The 19,775-nt window shown below is 36.4% G+C and carries 12 protein-coding genes, 1 tRNA gene and 1 pseudogene; 10 read left to right on the top strand and 4 right to left on the bottom strand.

Features of this window, described 5'->3' with window-relative positions; all coding sequences use genetic code 11:
• The first annotated feature begins 325 nt into the window (after positions 1-325).
• The 7 genes and pseudogenes from ssb to ACFIQC_RS02850 all read left to right on the top strand — a co-directional run bounded on the left by ssb (position 326) and on the right by ACFIQC_RS02850 (position 10,513).
• The gene (ssb, locus tag ACFIQC_RS02880; RefSeq protein WP_375621405.1) at positions 326-832 is read left to right on the top strand and encodes a single-stranded DNA-binding protein; all 507 of its coding nucleotides are present in this window, start codon (positions 326-328) and stop codon (positions 830-832) included.
• Between the two features lie 241 nt (positions 833-1,073).
• Entirely contained in the window at positions 1,074-3,857 is a 2,784-nt protein-coding gene (gene gyrA, locus ACFIQC_RS02875; RefSeq protein ID WP_375640469.1) for a DNA gyrase subunit A, read from the top strand.
• Positions 3,858-3,881: 24 nt separating this feature from the next.
• Positions 3,882-4,401, top strand: a pseudogene (coaD, locus tag ACFIQC_RS02870) (pantetheine-phosphate adenylyltransferase).
• On the top strand, positions 4,391-4,984 hold the full coding sequence (locus tag ACFIQC_RS02865) for a peptidylprolyl isomerase (protein ID WP_375621402.1): 594 nt from the start codon (positions 4,391-4,393) through the stop codon (positions 4,982-4,984). The pseudogene coaD and the gene ACFIQC_RS02865 overlap by 11 nt, the downstream one beginning before the upstream one ends.
• 18 nt (positions 4,985-5,002) lie before the next feature.
• Positions 5,003-5,515: a peptidylprolyl isomerase gene (locus tag ACFIQC_RS02860; protein WP_375613107.1), complete on the top strand. Its 513-nt coding sequence runs from the start codon at positions 5,003-5,005 to the stop codon at positions 5,513-5,515.
• A 1,462-nt stretch (positions 5,516-6,977) separates the two neighbouring features.
• Positions 6,978-8,096 carry a tRNA guanosine(34) transglycosylase Tgt gene (gene tgt / locus ACFIQC_RS02855; protein WP_375706707.1) on the top strand — a complete coding sequence of 373 codons (1,119 nt, stop codon included), beginning with the start codon at positions 6,978-6,980 and terminating at the stop codon, positions 8,094-8,096.
• A gap of 1,217 nt (positions 8,097-9,313) precedes the next feature.
• Entirely contained in the window at positions 9,314-10,513 is a 1,200-nt protein-coding gene (locus ACFIQC_RS02850) for an MFS transporter (RefSeq protein ID WP_375686142.1), read from the top strand.
• Positions 10,514-10,557: 44 nt separating this feature from the next.
• On the opposite strand, the gene ACFIQC_RS02845 is transcribed toward ACFIQC_RS02850, so the two are convergent.
• The 3 genes from ACFIQC_RS02845 to ACFIQC_RS02835 form a co-directional block, all read right to left on the bottom strand.
• Positions 10,558-11,985, bottom strand: coding sequence for an MFS transporter (locus ACFIQC_RS02845; protein ID WP_375706706.1), 1,428 nt, complete (start codon positions 11,983-11,985; stop codon positions 10,558-10,560).
• Between the two features lie 118 nt (positions 11,986-12,103).
• Positions 12,104-13,318 carry an NADP-dependent isocitrate dehydrogenase gene (locus ACFIQC_RS02840; protein WP_375706705.1) on the bottom strand — a complete coding sequence of 405 codons (1,215 nt, stop codon included), beginning with the start codon at positions 13,316-13,318 and terminating at the stop codon, positions 12,104-12,106.
• Positions 13,319-14,107: 789 nt separating this feature from the next.
• A tRNA-Glu gene (locus tag ACFIQC_RS02835) sits at positions 14,108-14,182 on the bottom strand.
• A gap of 1,341 nt (positions 14,183-15,523) precedes the next feature.
• Here ACFIQC_RS02835 and ACFIQC_RS02830 point away from each other — a divergent pair.
• Together ACFIQC_RS02830 and glpX are read left to right on the top strand one after the other, a co-directional pair.
• On the top strand, positions 15,524-16,840 hold the full coding sequence (locus tag ACFIQC_RS02830; protein WP_375706704.1) for a homoserine dehydrogenase: 1,317 nt from the start codon (positions 15,524-15,526) through the stop codon (positions 16,838-16,840).
• Positions 16,841-16,980: 140 nt separating this feature from the next.
• Complete coding sequence (gene glpX, locus ACFIQC_RS02825) at positions 16,981-17,967, top strand: class II fructose-bisphosphatase (RefSeq protein WP_375706703.1); 987 nt, start codon at positions 16,981-16,983, stop codon at positions 17,965-17,967.
• Positions 17,968-18,072: 105 nt separating this feature from the next.
• On the opposite strand, the gene ACFIQC_RS02820 is transcribed toward glpX, so the two are convergent.
• Positions 18,073-19,179, bottom strand: a complete 1,107-nt coding sequence (locus tag ACFIQC_RS02820) for a branched-chain amino acid aminotransferase (protein ID WP_375630167.1) — start codon at positions 19,177-19,179, stop codon at positions 18,073-18,075.
• A 304-nt stretch (positions 19,180-19,483) separates the two neighbouring features.
• Between ACFIQC_RS02820 and ACFIQC_RS02815 the strand changes: the two genes are divergently transcribed.
• Positions 19,484-19,759, top strand: a complete 276-nt coding sequence (locus ACFIQC_RS02815; protein WP_375630168.1) for a hypothetical protein — start codon at positions 19,484-19,486, stop codon at positions 19,757-19,759.
• Positions 19,760-19,775: the final 16 nt, after the last annotated feature.

The following is a 19,775-nucleotide window of genomic DNA, read 5'->3' as shown; positions in this document are numbered from 1 at the left end:
ATCCTTGGCATATGTGGCAAAAATTGAGCACCTAAAATGGAATAAAACTGTTTTTTTAGAATTATAATGTGTTTAACTGCTTTAATGCAAAAGGAAGGTATAAGTTTTGTGAAAAAAATACAAATGAGCAGCTTTTTATTCTCTCGTGGTGGAATAAACTATGCGTTTTTATCATCTTTTGTTATAATTACACTGAATACAATATTGGTAAAGGATAGCAATACCTATATTGATGGTCAATTGCGACATGTAAATTGAAGGTCAAGATGGTTATAACTGTTATAGAACAGAGTATTTTACAAATTAAAATTTTGGAGTTTATGCGATGGCTGGTAGCCTTAATAAAGTTATTTTGATTGGTAATCTTGGTGCGGATCCTGAAATCCGCCGTTTGAATTCTGGTGATCAAGTGGCAAATCTGCGTATTGCTACTTCAGAAAGTTGGCGCGATCGGAATACAAATGAGCGAAAAGAACGCACTGAGTGGCATAGTATTGTTATTTTTAATGAAAACCTTGTCAAAGTTGCAGAGCAATATTTAAAAAAGGGGAGCAAAATTTATATTGAGGGGCAGTTACAGACACGAAAATGGCAAGATCAAAATGGAAATGACCGTTATACGACAGAGGTTGTTTTGCAAAAATACCGTGGTGAATTACAAATGCTTGATGGGCGCGGAGCAGCGGGTGGAGAGCAGGGAGCAAGTCAAGGGGGGAGTTACAGTGGTGACTTTGCTAATAGTAGTTTAAATCAAAGAAATACTTTTGGTCAAAATAATAACCAATTAGGAGAAAGTTTTTCACACAAATTAGATGATGATGTTCCTTTTTAAGAGGCTTTAAAGTTGCAGTATTATGATTGCTTTATGGTTTGTTTGTTTTAGATTTTTGAAGTTTAGCAAAGTGAAAGTTGTTAATTATTATTGGTAATTTAAAATATAAATTAATAACATCTTGAAAAATATTGTTAAATTTCTTTTTTGTTATGGGAGAGAAATTAGCATTTTTGTGTATTTTTCGATATAAACCGATATAAATAAAGTGAAATGATTCTTTTTTGAAAGTTTTTAAATTGTGACCGATCTTACTCCACACCCAGAACGTGATGTGCTGACCGGTATTGAACCAATCAGTATTATTGATGAAATGCAACGCTCCTATCTCGATTATGCGATGAGCGTGATTGTTTCGCGTGCACTCCCTGATGTCCGTGATGGTCTTAAGCCTGTTCATCGACGTATCCTTCATGCTATGAATGAGATGGGGCTTTCTTTCAATAAGTCGTATCGTAAATCTGCTGGTGTTGTTGGTGAGGTTATGGGGAAATTTCATCCCCATGGTGATGCTTCAATTTACGATGCATTAGTGCGTATGGCGCAGGACTTCTCTTTGAGAAATCCATTGATTGATGGTCAGGGGAATTTTGGTTCCGTTGATGGTGATCCACCTGCAGCTATGCGCTATACTGAGTGTCGTTTAGAAAAAGTTTCAGAAGAACTTTTAGCTGATATTGATAAAGATACTGTTGATTTTCAGGATAATTACGATGGGCGTGAGCGTGAGCCGGTTGTCTTGCCAGCACGTTTTCCCAATCTTTTGGTTAATGGGTCAGGGGGAATTGCTGTAGGAATGGCAACCAATATTCCTCCCCATAATCTTGGTGAAGTCGTTGATGGTTGTATTGCTTTGATTGATAATCCTGATATCACACTCGATAAAATAATTGAAATTATTCCTGGTCCGGATTTTCCTACAGGGGGTATTATCCTTGGCCACTCTGGTGTCCGTTCAGCTTATGAAACAGGGCGGGGTTCAATTATTATGCGTGCTAAAGTTGATATTGAAGAAATTCGTAGTGGTCGGCAGGCAATTATTGTGAGTGAGATCCCTTATCAAGTTAATAAGGCCACAATGATTGAGAAAATGGCCGAATTGGTGCGCGATAAACGCATTGAGGGAATCTCTGATTTGCGTGACGAATCGGATCGTGATGGATATCGCGTTGTTATTGAGTTGAAAAAAGATGTTGTTGCGGAAGTTGTTTTAAACCAATTATATCGTTATACGCCGCTGCAAACTTCCTTTGGTTGTAATATGGTTGCTTTGAATGGGGGAAAACCCGAACAGATGACGTTGCTTGATATGCTTCGTGCATTTGTTTCTTTTCGGGAAGAAGTTGTCAGTCGGCGAACAAAATATCTTTTGCGTAAAGCGCGTGAGCGAGCACATGTTTTGGTTGGCCTTGCCCTTGCTGTTGCCAATATTGATGAAATTATAGCGCTTATTCGCAAAGCTCCTGATCCGCAGACAGCACGTGCACAGTTAATGGAGCGACGCTGGCCAGCGATGGATGTCGCGCCTTTGATTAAACTTATTGATGATCCTCGTCATATTATTCATGAGGATGGTACTTATAATCTCTCTGAAGAACAGGCGCGTGCTATTTTAGAATTGCGTTTGCAACGATTGACAGCCCTTGGGCGTGATGAAATCGCTGATGAATTGAATAAAATTGGCGTGGATATCGCTGACTATCTTGAGATCTTGGCATCACGCGTACGCATTATGTCTATTGTTAAGGATGAGTTGAGTGCTCTTCGTGAGGAATTTGCAACGCCGCGACGTACCGTATTTGGTTTTGGTAGCGCTGAGATGGAGAGTGAAGATCTGATCGCACCAGAGGATATGGTGGTAACGGTAAGCCATAGTGGCTATATTAAGCGCGTACCTCTTAATACCTATCGTGCACAGCGACGTGGTGGTAAGGGGCGTTCTGGTATGTCCACGAAGGATGAGGATTTTGTAACGCGGTTGTTTGTTGCCAATACGCATACTCCGGTTCTTTTCTTTTCATCACGTGGGATTGTTTATAAGGAAAAAGTTTGGCGACTGCCGCTGGGGACACCCCAATCGCGTGGGCGGGCTTTGATCAATATGCTTCCCTTACAACAAGGTGAGCGTATTACAACGATTATGCCTTTGCCTGAAGATGAAGCGAGCTGGAGTGCATTAGATATCATGTTCGCGACAACACGTGGAACTGTGCGTCGCAATAAATTATCAGATTTCGTTCAGGTTAATCGTAATGGTAAAATTGCAATGAAACTTGATGAAGAAGATGAAATTCTTTCTGTTGAAACCTGTACAGAACATGATGATGTTGTTCTAACAACAGCCAATGGACAATGTATCCGTTTTCCAGTTGTTGATGTTCGTGTCTTTGCTGGGCGTAATTCTGTGGGAGTTCGTGGTATCAATTTAGCTAAAGGCGATAAAGTCATTTCGATGACAATTTTAGAGCATGTCGAGGCGACGTCCATTGAGCGTTCTGCTTATATTAAACGTGTAATGAATGAACGGCGTGCTTCTGGTGCAGATGCTGATGTTGAAGATATTGTCATTCTGGATGATGAGGATGGGGGGGCTGAAACAGAGTTAACAGATGAACGTTATGCAGAACTTCATGCACGTGAACAAATGCTTTTGACGGTGAGTGAGTTTGGTTATGGTAAACGCTCTTCTTCCTATGAGTTCCGGATTTCGGGACGTGGCGGAAAAGGGATTCGCGCAACAGATCCATCTAAAACAGCTGAAATTGGTAAATTAGTAGCGGCTTTTCCGGTGAAGGCGCAAGATCAAATTATGTTGGTATCAGATGGGGGGCAGCTTATTCGTGTCCCTGTTGAGGGAATTCGTACTGCTGGGCGCTCAACTAAGGGAGTCACAATTTTTAATACAGCCAAAGGTGAAAGAGTCGTATCGGTTGAACGTATTTCTGAACCTGAAGATGATACGAGTTCATTAGATGATGAAGGTGAGAAGCATTCTGATACAGTTGATATGAGCGAAGAAAAATAATTTTTAAGAGGAAGGAGTAAAGTCATGAAAATTGCTCTTTACGCGGGTTCTTTTGATCCTCTTACAAATGGTCATCTTGATGTTTTGAAAGGGTGTTTTGTGTTAGCTGATAAGGTGGTCGTCGCTATAGGGATACAGGCTGACAAAAAAACACTCTTTAGCTTCGAAGAGCGTGTTGATTTCATTACGCAGGTAGGGAAAGACTTATTTGGTGCAGATTCTAATCGATTGCAGGTTCTTTCATTTAGCAACCTTCTCATTGAGAAGGCGCGTGAAGTTGGTGCTTCATTTCTCATTCGTGGATTGCGTGATGGTACTGATCTTGATTATGAAATGCAAATGGCAGGAATGAATGGTGTTATGGCTCCTGAATTGCAAACTGTTTTTTTGCCGGCAAGTGTTTCTGGGCGCGCGATAACTTCTACATTGGTACGCCAAATTGCCTCTATGGGAGGTGATGTGACACCATTTGTACCGCCCAATGTTGCACAAGCTTTAAGCTCGAAATACCAATCTTTTAGGGGAGAATAATTGTGTCTCGTAGAATTTTTGCTGTTTTGATATGTGTGTTTTGTTTTTTTTCATTGTCTGCAGTCGCTGGTAATCCTAGCCCAGCAAGTGATGCAAGCCTTCTTGTTTTATCTCTCAAAGATGGTGATGTCATTATTCGTCTGCGTCCTGATTTGGCGCCAAAGCATGTTGCGCAAATCAAAAGATTAACAGAGGAGGGGGCCTATAATAATGTTGTGTTTCATCGCGTTATTCCTAATTTCATGGCGCAAACTGGTGATGTAGAATTTGGAAAAAAAGGCAGTAGAGATTTTGATCTGAAACGCGTTGGTATGGGTAGTTCAAATTATCCCAATATACCGGCGGAGTTTTCAAAACAGCCGTTTAAGCGTGGCACAGTTGGGATGGCACGATCACAAGATCCGGATTCCGCGAATTCTCAATTCTTCATTTGTTTTGATGATGCTGATTTTTTAAACGGTCAGTATACGGTTATTGGAGAGGTTATAAAGGGGATGGATGTTGTTGATAAAATAAAAAAAGGTACGACAAGTAATAATGGATCTGTAAAAAATCCTGATGTTATTAATGCTGCTACTTTACAAGTTGAGAAATGAATCAAGGGAGCTTTCCATATGGCTGAGAATAAAAATCCAGAGAATACTTTAATTCTTGAAACAACAAAGGGCAGAGTTGTTATTGAGCTTTTTGCTGATTTGGCACCTTGTCATGTTACACGTATTAAAGAACTGGTACGGGAAGGTGCTTATGATAATGTTATTTTCCATCGCGTTATTGATGGTTTTATGGCGCAAACAGGGGATGTGCAATTTGGAAAGAAGGATAGTGAAAAATTCAATTTATCACGTGCTGGTATGGGAGGGGCAGAAAAACCAAATTTAACAGCAGAGTTTTCAAATCTTTCTCATAAGCGTGGTACAGTTTCTATGGCACGGAGTCAGAATCCAAATTCTGCTAACTCTCAGTTTTTTATTTGTTTTGCAGATGCTCCGTGGCTTGATCGTCAATATTCCATATGGGGGCAGGTTGTTGAAGGTATGGAAAATGTTGATAAAATTAAACGTGGTGAACCTGTTGCAGATCCAGATTCAATTACCAAAGCCATTATTGCTGCGGATGTAGAATAGTATAAACTATACTGATTTCAATTGTAAGTTTCTAAGAAAAAATACTCTTTTCTGATCAATAAAGGCACACGAAACTCTTTTGTAGTATCACGCTTACCTTTTATAATTTCGAGCTAAGCATTGTCCATATATTTTCTTCAATCGGATCTTCCTGAAGAATATAACGCAACGGATTTGTACAAACACCTGTCAGAATAAGAAAACGCAAAGTCTGTTGTATTATGGTTGTTGTTTGGCAAAGTGTTTTATAAAAAATTCGGCATTTCTCTTCAATCCATTGTCGGTCTTAATGGTTTTATGATGTTACTTTCCTAAGAGAGCGTGTGCTTTTGTTTCTGCTCGTAAATCAACATCCAATCCTAATGCAGAAGCATGTTTGAAACACATATTAAGACGGATAAGAGCTTTACTAGCTCATCCAGTTTTCCTAGCAAGGTGGAAAACCAGCATTTATATATATTGGCGTAATCTTTAAAATAAGAAGACGGTTTAATCTTAGAAGAATATAATAAAGGCGCAGAAGTGAAACAAATGGCTAGTCTTGCCATCTCCTTTTTAATTCAACTTTACTTTTTTAAAAGTATCTAACGCAATATCTTTTAAATAATGAAGATTATGCATGGACTTACGCTTTTATTTTTCTCGTTTTTTAATAGAGGAATGCTCCAAACGGAATACACTTGTGTTGCGTATTTACGTGTTTTTTTAAGAAGCATTTCTCAGTACATATCAACGTTCACTTCCACGATGATATTCATGGCATGTATAGTTTTAAAGCTATAAATAGTATAAAATCTATTATGCACCACCTTCTTTAAAGCTTATGACGGAGCAAGCGGGTACCATCATACGCTTTTTCAGCCTCTAATGGTACGATAGAGCTTTTGGTATTTGAGAATCTTTACAAAAAGCATTTTTAGTTTTTTAAAGTATTTTTATTTACACGTTAATTTCTTTTGTGAATTATCTTAAATGCCAAGAGCTATCTCAATATTGTGAGTGGATAAGTGATTATGCTCATTTGCGCTTTTATTAAGCGTGAGGATCGCTGTGCCCAGTAGATGAAAAATTTTTATCTGTAAAAGTTAAAGAATATGTAAGCTGTACAATGCGTTCAAAATTTTCTTCTATGGGTACAAAGTTACTGCTTATGGAAGTATGTGAAGATGAAATTATTGTGATAATAATTTTGCAGTTCTGTTAAGGCTTTAGTGCGTTAAGCGTAGGTATTTTGTGGTATGATATTATAAGGATTTTACTATTTTTCTAGAGTTAGATTATCACTTTTATTATGGTGATTTCTTAATAAGAAATGTTCTTTTATTTCGTTTAATTTTTGATGCTGGTTACAATATTGAGCGAATCAAAAATTAATTCATAAAGCTTTTGACAATGCTCGTAAGGGGATATCTTTTTTCTTTCTATAGAGATATGCATTGATGGAATCAAAAAGACGAGAGTTATGATAAAGACATTTCATTATAGAAAAATTGCTCAAGATGGGTATGCACGTCGAGGCGAAATTATAACGGGGCGAGGATGTGTTCGTACACCCGCATTTATGCCTGTTGGGACGGCAGGAACCGTTAAGGCTATGTATATGGATCAAATTCGTGATCTTGGTGCAGATATCATTTTGGGGAATACTTATCATTTAATGTTACGTCCAGGAGCTGAACGTGTTGCGCGTTTGGGAGGATTACATGAATTTTCACGCTGGAGCGGACCTATTTTAACCGATTCTGGTGGCTTTCAGGTTATGTCATTGGCGGGAATCCGTAAAATTACTGAACAAGGTGTGATTTTTCGCTCTTACATTAATGGAGCTTACTATGAAATGAGTCCAGAGCGTTCTATCGAAATTCAAGAACTTCTTGGTGCGGATATCCAGATGCAGTTGGATCAATGTATTGCATTACCCGCAACTGAAAAAGAAATGGAAGAAGCTATGGAACTTTCATTGCGGTGGGCGCTGCGTTGTAAAACAGCTTTTGGAGATCAGCCAGATAAAGCATTGTTTGGGATTGTTCAAGGTGGTGATAATATGAAACTGCGTGAACATTCTGCTCAAGCATTAAAAGAAATTGATTTAAAAGGTTACGCTATTGGAGGGCTTGCTGTTGGTGAGCCGCAGAGTGTTATGACAGCAGTATTGGATACTACTTGTCCGATTTTACCAGAGGATAAACCACGCTATCTTATGGGAGTAGGGACACCTGATGATATTTTACAAAGTGTTGCTCGTGGTGTTGATATGTTTGATTGTGTTATGCCGACGCGTGCAGGACGTCATGGTTTAGCTTTTACCCGCTTTGGTAGAATTAATTTGCGTAATGCGCGTTATGCAGAAGATCCACTTCCTCTTGATCCACAGTCACTTTGTCCAGCAGCACATGATTATAGTTGTGCTTATTTGCATCATTTGATTAAATCTGGTGAATCTCTTGGGGGGATGTTATTGACTTGGAATAATCTTTTTTATTATCAACAACTTATGCAGGGAATTCGTGATGCCATTGAGGAAGGCTGTTATGCCGATTTTTGCGCTGAAACGCGTGCTCTATGGGCACAAGGACGCTAAAATATTAATCGTAATATAGCACCTCATTTTTTTATTGAATTTATTCTCGCACTTACAAATTTAGCTAAAAATATGAAATTAGAAACATCTTCCAAAATTATAAAATTCCACTATCTTAAGATATAACAGTGCGGTTTTATAGGGCACATATTCTTTTCTAATTACTATATAAAACAGAAACTGTTACTCCGGTACGCGCTACCTGATCCGGAGAAAAACAGTTTTTCTGTTTCTGATGACTGTTTACAGCAACAATGTTAATGAGGCGTTAGCGAACTCTTAAAGAAGTATGAAAATTGTACTTTTATGAGCTACTTTGTGTTTTTTATTACTAAAGGTAAAGAATGGATTATATACAATCGAACAGATAAATTTTTAGAAAAATTAAAATAAAACTAAAATAAAATTACAACATTTAAAATGTTATAATTTTATTTTTTAAGTTTTTATATATAAATTTAAATATTAATCACGGTAATTGTCATATTTATAAAATATAAATAAATATACTTATACAAAATTTATTATATTTGTTTTTTGCTTTGTTTATAGAATTTATCTGAAAATAATCATAATATATTTACGTGAATATTTTAATTTACAGATAGTGAGTTAGATATTTGATGCGATTCCTCTGTTAGATGAGGGAGGGGTAAAGATGTCTAAAAGAGGGTATTTAATAAATCTAGAAACCAAGCACTATTATCATGAGAATTTTTAAAAGACTCTATAATAATTTATAAGAATGGCCTAAAGTTGAAATTATAGCTTATCGATTTGGGGGATCTGTATTCAGGTAGCAAAATAAAGCAACAATAATTTTGGGGGAGAAGTTTTATCTTTGTATCAAGATAATGATGAGATATTATTCACTTGTTTGAAATGCATTCTTCGGCAAATTTTAGAATTATTTATAGGATATAGTATATCGTTGCAAAATAAAGTTTTCACTGTAAAATTACAATGGCTGAAAAGAGGAGACAAAGTTTATTATCTGGCAGATCTGATAAAAATAGGTGAATACGTCTGTGACCTTGAGGTTTTCAAAGGTTTTTCATTAAAGAATCTTACTTAAAACTCCATAAAATGCTTTATATATCAAAATATTTCTAAAACTTTATTGGGGACTATTGGGCATGCGTATAACAATGTTTTGAATTTTTATTTGTGTGTATTACAGATATTTACAGTTAAAACTCCTATCCAGAAGTGATAGTATGAAGGATTTTTATCAACAAAAGGTTCTTGCGTTGGGAATTGATTCGAGAATACGGCGTTTAATAATTTTAGCTCTTGCCGTGGGGAGTTTTGCTATTGGTACTGCAGAGTTTGTCGCAATGGGGCTACTGCCAGAGATGGCACGAAGTTCCTATGTTGATATTCCTACCGCTGGTCAATATATTTCTGCTTATGCATTAGGAGTTGTGATTGGAGCACCTCTTTTAGCTGTGGCAACAGCTCAGGTATCACGCAAAACTGTTTTGATGGGATTAATGCTTTTTTATGCCTTAGCAAATATTGCTAGTGCCTTTTTTTCTGATTTTAGCATATTAGTAGTATTACGCTTTCTCAGTGGACTTCCCCATGGAATCTATTTTGGACTTGCGGCTATGGTTGCCTCTTCAATGGTAGAAATGAAAGAACGTTCTAAAGCTGTTGGATATGTTATGCTTGGCTTAACAATTGCAACCGTTTTGGGAGCACCCAGTGCTACTTGGATTGGTCAACTTATTGGTTGGCAGATTGCTTTTGTCCTTGTGGGGATGATCGCTTTATTATGTTGTTTGCTTATTTGGAATTTTTTTCCTTGTGATTCAAGTTTTCCAAAAACGAATCCTTTGCAAGAAATGGGTGTATTAAAGCAAAAGCAGGTGTGGCTTCTTTTGTTGATGGTTTCGGTGGGAGCGTCAGGATTATTTTCTGTTTTCACTTATATCAAGCCAACATTAATGCATATTTCTGGTGTTTCACTTGAGTGGGTACCATTTATTATGCCGTTAGTTGGATTGGGAATGGTGATAGGAAATCTCTTGGGGCCTAAATTAGCTGTTAAAATTGGCATTTCACCGATGATATTTTTCTCTATGCTTTGGAGCGTATTTGTTTTTTTTCTTTTTTTCTTTTTATCCTATGCTCCGTTAACAGCGGCAATAGGATGCTTTTTTGTTGGAACTTCTTTTGCTGCTATGCCTTCTATACAAACAAAAATTATGGATGTTGCACTACAGGGACAGATTTTGGCAGGAGCATTAATGCAGTCTGCTTTTAATATTGCCAACGCTCTTGGTGCAGAATCTGGAGCATTAGTTTTAAAATTGGGCTATAATTATGAATATACAGCTGTTTTAGGAAGTGTTCTAACTTTGTGTGGATTAATGGTTTTTTGCGTCTCATGGTATATGGAGAAGCATGCTTAATATTTTTCATTTTTTAAATGAAGAAGGAATTTTTATATTTATTTTTAGTTATTGGAATGTCCTGTTGGGTTTTTCAATATGAAGTAAGAAATGCGCAGTGCTAATGGAATAGCAAGACAAAATAAAAGACCCATGAGCACTATAAGAAGAGTTTTTGCTGCTAAGATCATTCCTATTGTTCCTCCAGGATTAAAGAGGCCTGCAAGATTGGTGATGACTCCTGCTAGAGTTGCACTTAAGGCCGCTGAAAATAGTTGTACAGAGGTAAGGGATTCACTGGCACGGAGAGCATCTTCATCATTTGCACATTGTAAGATCCTTGTGAGCAAATGTGGCCATGCTATGCCCGCACTGATTCCAATAGAAAACAGTGCTAAGCAAATAATAAAAATATATTCAAGCGCGGAAACTTCTGTTGGGATGAGCCATAAAAGAATCATTATGCCTAACAGTTTTAATAGGGGCGAGTATACAATGATGTTGCGAATTTTTTTTGTGGAGAGACCAGCACTTGAGATGGCTCCACATGTCCACCCTAGGCTCATAAGTGCTGCTATATAACCAGCAATAAGTGGAGCTTGCCCATGAAGCTCTTGAAGAAAAAGTGGAAAATAAAGTTCTATACTGTATACGACTGTTGTCATAACGAGTATCAATGCGTAAACAGAAAAGATTTCAGAAGAGAAAGAAAAGGATTTGCGGGGCAACATAGGATGAGGGGTAGATGATTCGATTTTTGCTAGAACAAAAAGAAGACTAAGTCCGATAACTAATCCGCAAATTTTTGCTATTGTAGACTCCATAGCCCCTCCAACAGAAATAATAAAAATCAATAAGCTGAGTGTGAAAAGCTGGAGAAGAGGAAGAGGGGGTGTTGGAACATCGTTTTCATTCTTTTTTGGTAAAAATTTAAAGGCGATGAGTGAGAAAAATATAGCTAATACGCCAATGATCAAAAAGGATGCTCGCCATAGGCCATAATATACAGAAAGCCCCCCGATTGCTGGTCCTAACAAGGTTGATATTCCCCACATTCCAGAGATAATACTTAATGCATGTGACCATAAAGATGGGCTGAAAACAATCCGTACCATGGAATAGGATAGGGATAACAAAGAACCACTTCCAAATCCTTGAATAAAGCGTCCTATTAAAAACAATGGCATAGATGAAGAAATGCTGCACATAAAAGTGCCTAGGGTGAAGATAAGTCCAGAAATAACATACGCATTGCGAGGACCTAATTTCCCTAATATTTTTGTTGCAAGTGAAGTACCCACGAGTGAAGCTGTAATAAAGACAGTAGCCACCCAAGAATAATATATTTCACTGCCAATATGATTCATAAGAGAGGGTAAAATAGTAATAACAATATAAACGTTGGTAGCGTGTAACACAACTCCACCTGTAAACGTTAAAAAGTAAAGACCATTTTTACCCAATAAAAGCGCAGACCAGCCCTGTTTTTTCACTGTTGTTTGCTATTTAATAAAAATCTATCCTCTTTTTACTTATAAGGTACTTCTTTGAATTTGCCAAGAGAAATTCAAAGCTCTGTTTAGAGCTTTGAATTTTAATTTAAGTAATAACTTAATTGCCCATTGCTTTTTTGAGATTCTCATCAATTTTATCGAGGAAACCTGTTGTAGAAAGCCACTTTTGTTTAGGCCCAATCAAAAGTGCGAGATCTTTGGTCATAAAACCTTCTTCGACGGTTTTAATACAAACTTCTTCCAATGTCGTGGAAAAGTTTTTTAACTTCTCATTGTTATCTAGTTTAGCACGGTGCGCTAGTCCACGCGTCCATGCAAAAATAGATGCAATAGAGTTCGTTGATGTTTCTTCATTCTTTTGATGCTGACGATAATGGCGTGTTACAGTGCCGTGTGCTGCCTCTGCTTCAACAATTTTGCCGTCAGGTGTCATGAGAACAGAAGTCATGAGACCCAGAGAACCAAAGCCTTGGGCAACAATATCAGATTGGACATCACCATCATAGTTTTTACATGCCCATACGTATCCACCTGACCACTTTAATGCAGAAGCAACCATATCATCAATAAGACGGTGTTCGTAATATAATTTACGGTTTTCAAATTCAGTTTTAAATTCCGTATCGAATATTTCTTGAAAGATATCTTTAAAACGACCATCGTAAGTTTTTAGAATGGTATTTTTTGTTGAAAGATAAACTGGAACATTCCGTTGTAGTCCATAATTAAAGGATGCGCGGGCAAAATCACGAATTGACTCATCAAGGTTATACATAGCCATGGCAACCCCTGCGCTTGGAGCATCAAAAACATCATGTTCAATAACTTGATTGTCATCACCTACAAATTTAATACTTAATTTCCCTTTGCCTGGAAATTTAAAATCTGTTGCCTTGTATTGATCGCCAAAAGCGTGACGTCCGATAATAATTGGCTTTGTCCAGTTAGGAATAAGGCGAGGGACATTTTTACAGATAATGGGTTCGCGAAAAATGACTCCTCCTAAAATATTGCGGATTGTACCATTAGGTGATTTCCACATTTTTTTTAGGTTAAATTCTTTAACGCGTGCCTCATCAGGTGTAATGGTTGCGCATTTTATACCAACCCCATATTTTTTGATAGCATTGGCAGAATCTATAGTTACCTGATCATTGGTTGCATCACGATTTTCGACGGAAAGATCATAATATTTTAGATCAATGTCGAGGTAGGGATGGATTAATTTATCTTTGATATATTTCCAGATGATGCGGGTCATCTCATCCCCATCAAGTTCAACAACGGGGTTTTCTACTTTGATCTTTACCATTAGAAATCCTTTTTCTTTTAAGCAATACTACTTGTATAACACTTTCAAGTTTATAATGAAAAGTAAAAACAAGGGAAAAAAGCATTCAAATATGAGCTTTTAGAATATATTATCAATAGAGTGTAAAATTTTGGTGGAGGGTTTAATCTTTGAAAAGAAGTGATGTGTTGCAAATCTATAATTATTCTATGATTGATGAAGAATCTGTTTAATGGATAAGGTAGTTAGATCACCGGGGGACAGGGATTGTGCATTTTTATTATCAGAGATTCCATTTAATAAGTTGATCGTATTCTGAATTATAGTTTCTTGATTTTTTGTGTTAGGTGAATAAGAAACTATTTTTATATTGCTATTCCAATTCTAAGATTATGGTCTGTTTGTTTATAAAAAGTTTAATGTGATAACAAAGGCACTGTAATTAGAAATGCTTCATATAAAATGCGTTTGGGATAAACTTCAGTTTTGAAGGTTGGAAAAAACGTATAAATGATGCGGCTGGTTTTAATTTAAAAATTAACAGCAGACGCGAAAATATGACTTATAAATTACCGTATCGCGAGCTAGAATCTTCTAATTCTTATGTTTTATCGATTCTTATTGTTATTAACTGTGTGCTGTAAAGCACTATCCTCGAAATGCAACAAAGAAATTAGTTACCTAATGATTCTTGTATCCTTTTTACGAAGAGATACCTTTTAAAATCTTATTCCCTCATTTTTATTTATGCATTCCTCATTTTTAAAAACACAAATAAAATGAATATATTACACATATAAAAAAGAAACATGGTACGCCCAAGGGGAATCGAACCCCTGTTTCCGCCGTGAAAGGGCGATGTCCTAACCGCTAGACGATGGGCGCAAACCAATGATGAGGCTTATAGAGAGGATCTTTTTACTTCGCAAGCCCTCTGTGTCATTTTTTTTGAAAAAAGAGTGTTTTATTGAATAATTTTTGAGCGATTCCTGTTTGGATCATTTTATTTTCTAAGATTTTTTGTAGAAAAAATATAAAGTTATCATGATTGATAGAAAATTTTGATGTGGGAATCATCTCAGGGAATGATATTTTCAGTTTGAGGAGTAGGCAAAAATGATCAAAAACAGCATTTTTATGTATTTATTTTTTGCATATTTTATCGCTTGTTATCTTTGCTCACCACATGAGAATATTATTTAACTTGCTTGAAAGAGCCTTTATACAGAAGATTTCTCATTTGAGCTTATCATAAAACAAAAACTGTATAATTTATGAAGTAGAAAGACAATATTTATTACCAAATTAATAAATAATACCAATCATACAAAATTTTTTTGATGAATAATCCATAGATTATTTGCAGTTTAAAAAAATATAAATAGATATCTGTATGATAAAAATGAAAATATTAAAGCAATTTTTATATAATATATGAAAAAAATATTTTTTTATATTTACTTTTACATGTCTGTAAAATTTTTAAAATTAAAAACCATTCATTTGCTCTTTTACATATTGAGAAGGTTCTTGATTTGAAAATGAATTAGCGTGGATAAAGGGTAGATTGAGTTTTTTCTCATTTCAATTCGCTAGTTTTTCAAAGAGGTGGCAATAAGTTTAGATAAAATATTCGAGTTTTGTAAATTTATTCTCCATATTTATAATATTTCAGAATTATGGTATACAAATATTAATTCTTGTTTTTTAATTTAATGTAAGGTTCTATTTTGATATATGGGTTCATTAATATTTTTGCATTAAAGATTTATATTTCAAACTATGGAATGGTAGGAAGGAATGTGTTATTATTTACTGATCTAATTTGTTTTATCCATTCTTTTAATTTATCATATGAAAGAATGTTTTTTGTTCCGTATTTGTTAATTTAGAAGAGATGTTTTTATTCTTTCTTACTAATCCTTAATATTCTTTAACTTGTTATTGATTATTTTTTAGAACTTTTCTTTATGGCAACTTGCATTTATCAGTTTTACAGATTTTCATTCTGAATTAGATGTTTTATAAAGATTCTGAAATCTTTGAAGACAATAAATATTATATTTTTAGGAATGTTGATTGAACAAGCGGGGATCATTCTATTGGAGAACATGAAGTGAATAGAGCAGGGTATTTCTTTTGTTCTTATGAACATAAGTACTTTTTGTGTTGATTGGCACATCATTTAAACGATTTTTCAGTGAAGATAGGGATCAGTGGTTAATAATGGCAGAAGCTTTAAAAGTTGGTGTTGCGGGACTTGGTACAGTTGGTACTTCAGTTGTTCGAACTCTATGTGAAAAAGCGAATAGTTTAGCTTGTCAATGTGGGCGATTCATCAAAGTTGTTGCTGTTAGTGCGCGCGATAAAGTCCGCAATCGTGGACTTGATCTCAGTGATATAAAATGGTTTGATTCACCTGTGGAGTTGGCTGCTTCTGATGAGATTGATGTTTTTGTAGAGTTAATTGGTGGTGAATTGGATGTGGTGTATACCGCTGTTAAGAGAGCGCTTGAGGCGGGACATCATGTTGTAACAGCCAATAAAGCTCTTCTTGCTCGACATGGAGTAGAGCTGGCTATAATTGCAGAAAAAAAAGGTGTTTTTCTTCATTTTGAAGCAGCTGTTGCAGGGGGGATTCCTGTCATCAAAGCGATGAGAGAATCACTTGTTAGTAATCGCATATCGCGAATTTATGGTATTCTCAATGGAACCTGTAATTATATATTAACACGCATGTTTACGGAAGGTCTTTCATTTAAAGATTGTTTAGCAGATGCACAGAGACTTGGGTATGCTGAAGCAGATCCAGCTTTTGATATTGAGGGAAATGATACTGCTCATAAATTAGCTTTGTTGACAAGCTTGGCATTTGGAACAGCTGTTTCGTTAGATGATGTTTATGTTGAAGGAATTCATAATATTTCGCAAATTGATATTAGAGCAGCTGATGAATTGGGGTATCGGATTAAGCTTTTAGGGGTTGCATTAAAAACGGATTCTGGAATAGAGCAACGTGTTCATCCAACAATGGTACCAGCTTCCTCAATGATTGCACAGATAAATGGTGTAACCAATGCTCTTTCTATTCAAAGTGATTTATTAGGTGAATTACTGTTTTCTGGTCCTGGCGCCGGAGGAAAGGCAACAGCATCAGCCGTTATTGGTGATTTGGCTGATATAGCAAAAGCGCGTTCTGGTTTTCAGTATGCACCTGTTTTAAGACGTCCAGCATTAGAACTTACTCCTCATAAAAAAGCACGTATTTCGCATCATGCAGGTGGTTATTTTATTCGTTTAAATGTTCATGATCGTACTGGTGTTTTTGCCGCGGTCGCAAGGCATATGGCTGATAATCACATCTCATTGGAGTCGATTGTTCAAAGATCTTTTGTAGAAGATCAAATTGAAAAAACAATTATTTTAATTACGCATGAAACAACAGAGGTGAATGTACGACAGGCACTTGCAGAAATTGAAAAAGATGGACATCTTGTTGCAAAATCTCAATTTATTCGTATTGAACCTATGGCAAAGAATTGATAACTTTCTTGATAATAAAAAAGCACGCTTGAGTTCTTTTATCTCTTGTGGAAAATTTTCATCTTTGCCAAAAAACTTTATTCTTAGTATTTAATAAGGACTCATATTTTTCTGGTATTCATTCGGTAGGATTTTTTCATATGCCCACAACTCAGAAGATTTTAAATGGACTTGATCGTATTTTGACGCTTGAATTGGTACGTGTTACTGAACGTGCTGCTGTTGCTGCTGCACGCTGGCGCGGACGTGGCGATGAAAAGGCAGCGGATCAGGCTGCTGTAGATGCAATGCGGCAAGAACTTAATCGATTGCCTATTGATGGTACAGTGGTGATTGGTGAAGGTGAGCGGGATGAAGCGCCTATGCTTTATATTGGAGAAAAAGTAGGTTTTCAAAGTGGATTGGCGATCGATATTGCACTTGATCCACTAGAGGGTACAACACTTTGTGCTAAAAATATTGCCAATTCTTTGGCAGTAGTTGCAATTGCTGAAAAGGGTAATCTCCTTTATGCCCCTGATGTTTATATGAACAAAATTGCTATTGGTCCTGGTTATCCAAAGGGAGTAGTCGATATAGATGCTTGTCCTACCGATAATATACATGCTCTTGCGAAGGCTAAAGGAGTGACTGTTAATCAGATTGTTGTTTGTATTATGGATAGACCTCGTCATGAAAAATTGGTTAATGAAGTACGAGCGACAGGGGCGTCGATTCGCTTGATTGGGGATGGAGATGTGGCTGCTGTTATTGATACAACTGATCCAGAAGAAACAGGTATTGATATCTATATGGGGATTGGTGGAGCACCTGAAGGTGTCTTAGCTTCTGCTGCTTTGCGCTGCATTGGAGGACAGATGCAAGGTCGTTTGCTGCTAGATACAGAAGAGAAAATTGCTCGTGCAGCTAAAATGGGGATTAGTGATCCCAATAAGGTTTATACAATGGAAGAAATGGCAAAGGGTGATGTTTTGTTTTCAGCAACAGGGGTGACAGATGGCAATATGCTTTCTGGTGTTAAATTTACATCTCGTTACATTCAAACGGAAACTCTCGTAATGCGCTCCCATACGGGTACAGTCCGTAATATTAAAGCAAAGCATAGAAATCATTCGAAATTTGATTAGTGCTTTCTTTTTTGTCACTAAAAATAGAGGGAGTTTTTCTAGGAAAAACGCTTCCATGAATCTACTTTCATGGAAGCGTTTATAGATATGAGAATACCTTAAATATTATGAGAGCTGGACAGAATGTACCCAGCCATTTTTATCTTCTATGTTCCCTTTTTGAATGCCAACCAATTGTGTACGAAGCTGCTTTGTAACTTCTCCAACTGTTTCATTTCCAATAATAAATTCTCCCCCTTTATATCTAAAACGACCAATTGATGTGACAACGGCAGCTGTACCACAAGCAAAGGCTTCTTTAAGGTGTCCACTCTTTGCATCTTCTTGAAGCGCTGCAAAAGAATAAGGACGCTCTTCTATTTTTAATCCCATTTGTTGAGCTAACCTTAAGATTGAATCACGGGTTATCCCTGGAAGGATAGTTCCATTAAGTGGGGGGGTTACAAGTGTATTATTGTCCATAATAAAGCAGACATTCATACCACCAAGTTCTTCAATCCATTTATGTTCAATCATATCAAGGAAGAGTACTTGGCTACAATTATTTTCAGTTGCAGTTTTTTGTGCAAGTAAGCTTGCTGCATAGTTTCCACCACATTTGGCAGCCCCTGTTCCTCTTGGACCAGCACGACTATAATCTGTTTCAATCCAGACGCTGACAGATTTTTCTTCTCCTTTGAAATAGGATTCAACTGGAGAGGCTATGACACAAAAAAGATATTCTTGAGAAGGGCGGACTCCCAAAAAGTTTTCATTGCCAAACATAAATGGACGGATATAGAGGCTAGCGTTGGGCTGATCAGAAACCCATTTTTGATCAATCTTTACTAATTGATGAACGGCATCCAGAAAAATATCTTTTGGCAATTCTGGCATAGCTAAACGTTGTGCTGATTCTATAAAGCGTTGTGCATTGGCATCAGGACGGAAGAGCAAGATGCGTCCATCTTTTGCACGATATGCTTTTAAACCCTCAAAAATTTCCTGTCCGTAATGTAAAACGGTACTTGCAGGGTTAATTTCTAAAGCTTTGTATTGAGAAATGATGGCATTGTGCCAGCCTTTGTCTTCAGTCCATTGAATAGTACACATGTGGTCTGTAAAAAATTGACCAAAACCGGGACTTTTTAAAATTTCTTCATATTTTTCTTCTGACAGAGGAGATGGGTGTTTTTCTATTTTAAAGGGAAGCGATGATATGGGAGATTTCATAAAAAACCTTTTGAGTATGTTTCATTTTTATTAATAAAAATAATGAAATATTTTGATTATAACTCTATTATTAACAAAACCTTTGTGTCAATGTTTTATTATAGAACATAAAGGAGTTTATTATAGAATTCAAAGGTATGGTAGGTATTTTAATTCTATCCCTACCTCTTTTTCTCAACTTTATGAAGTAAGCTGGAACTTTTGTCTATAATTATCGTTTTCTCACAATAAGTATCTGAATAATTTCATATATGCATATTTTCTAGAAATTTAAAGGTAAGGGAATTGAGAAAAGGAATCCACTATGATTGATAAAAATTATCACACATATGAAGAACGTATGGCAGCAGAAAGAAGAGATAGTGAACAACGTGTTTCAATCGCTAAGGGTATTTTTGCTATTCTTCTTGCGATGGTTATTATCTGGTTTATTTTTGGTTTTTTAGGATCTTTTTTTGCAAAATCTCCTGAACATAGTTCGCGTTATAATACCCCAGAAACAAGCCAAAGTGTAACAACGCCGAAAAAAGATTTAAATTCGCTTCCTCCTGTACCTTATACCTATAAGGGTACGGAGTAATTTTTTCGTAAATATA

This window comes from Bartonella sp. AA126HLJHH (assembly GCF_042197425.1).
Taxonomy (GTDB): domain Bacteria; phylum Pseudomonadota; class Alphaproteobacteria; order Rhizobiales; family Rhizobiaceae; genus Bartonella.
This window is presented reverse-complemented; position numbering and strand designations above follow the sequence as displayed.

What these genes read in the sequence shown, in the direction of transcription:
- ssb (WP_375621405.1), top strand. Translation starts at nt 326, where the DNA reads ATGGCTGGTAGCCTTAATAAAGTTATTTTGATTGGTAATCTTGGTGCG.
- ACFIQC_RS02860 (WP_375613107.1), top strand. Translation starts at nt 5,003, where the DNA reads ATGGCTGAGAATAAAAATCCAGAGAATACTTTAATTCTTGAAACAACA.
- tgt (WP_375706707.1), top strand. Translation starts at nt 6,978, where the DNA reads ATGATAAAGACATTTCATTATAGAAAAATTGCTCAAGATGGGTATGCA.
- ACFIQC_RS02850 (WP_375686142.1), top strand. Translation starts at nt 9,314, where the DNA reads ATGAAGGATTTTTATCAACAAAAGGTTCTTGCGTTGGGAATTGATTCG.
- ACFIQC_RS02840 (WP_375706705.1), bottom strand. Translation starts at nt 13,318, where the DNA reads ATGGTAAAGATCAAAGTAGAAAACCCCGTTGTTGAACTTGATGGGGAT.
- ACFIQC_RS02830 (WP_375706704.1), top strand. Translation starts at nt 15,524, where the DNA reads ATGGCAGAAGCTTTAAAAGTTGGTGTTGCGGGACTTGGTACAGTTGGT.
- glpX (WP_375706703.1), top strand. Translation starts at nt 16,981, where the DNA reads ATGCCCACAACTCAGAAGATTTTAAATGGACTTGATCGTATTTTGACG.
- ACFIQC_RS02820 (WP_375630167.1), bottom strand. Translation starts at nt 19,179, where the DNA reads ATGAAATCTCCCATATCATCGCTTCCCTTTAAAATAGAAAAACACCCA.
- ACFIQC_RS02815 (WP_375630168.1), top strand. Translation starts at nt 19,484, where the DNA reads ATGATTGATAAAAATTATCACACATATGAAGAACGTATGGCAGCAGAA.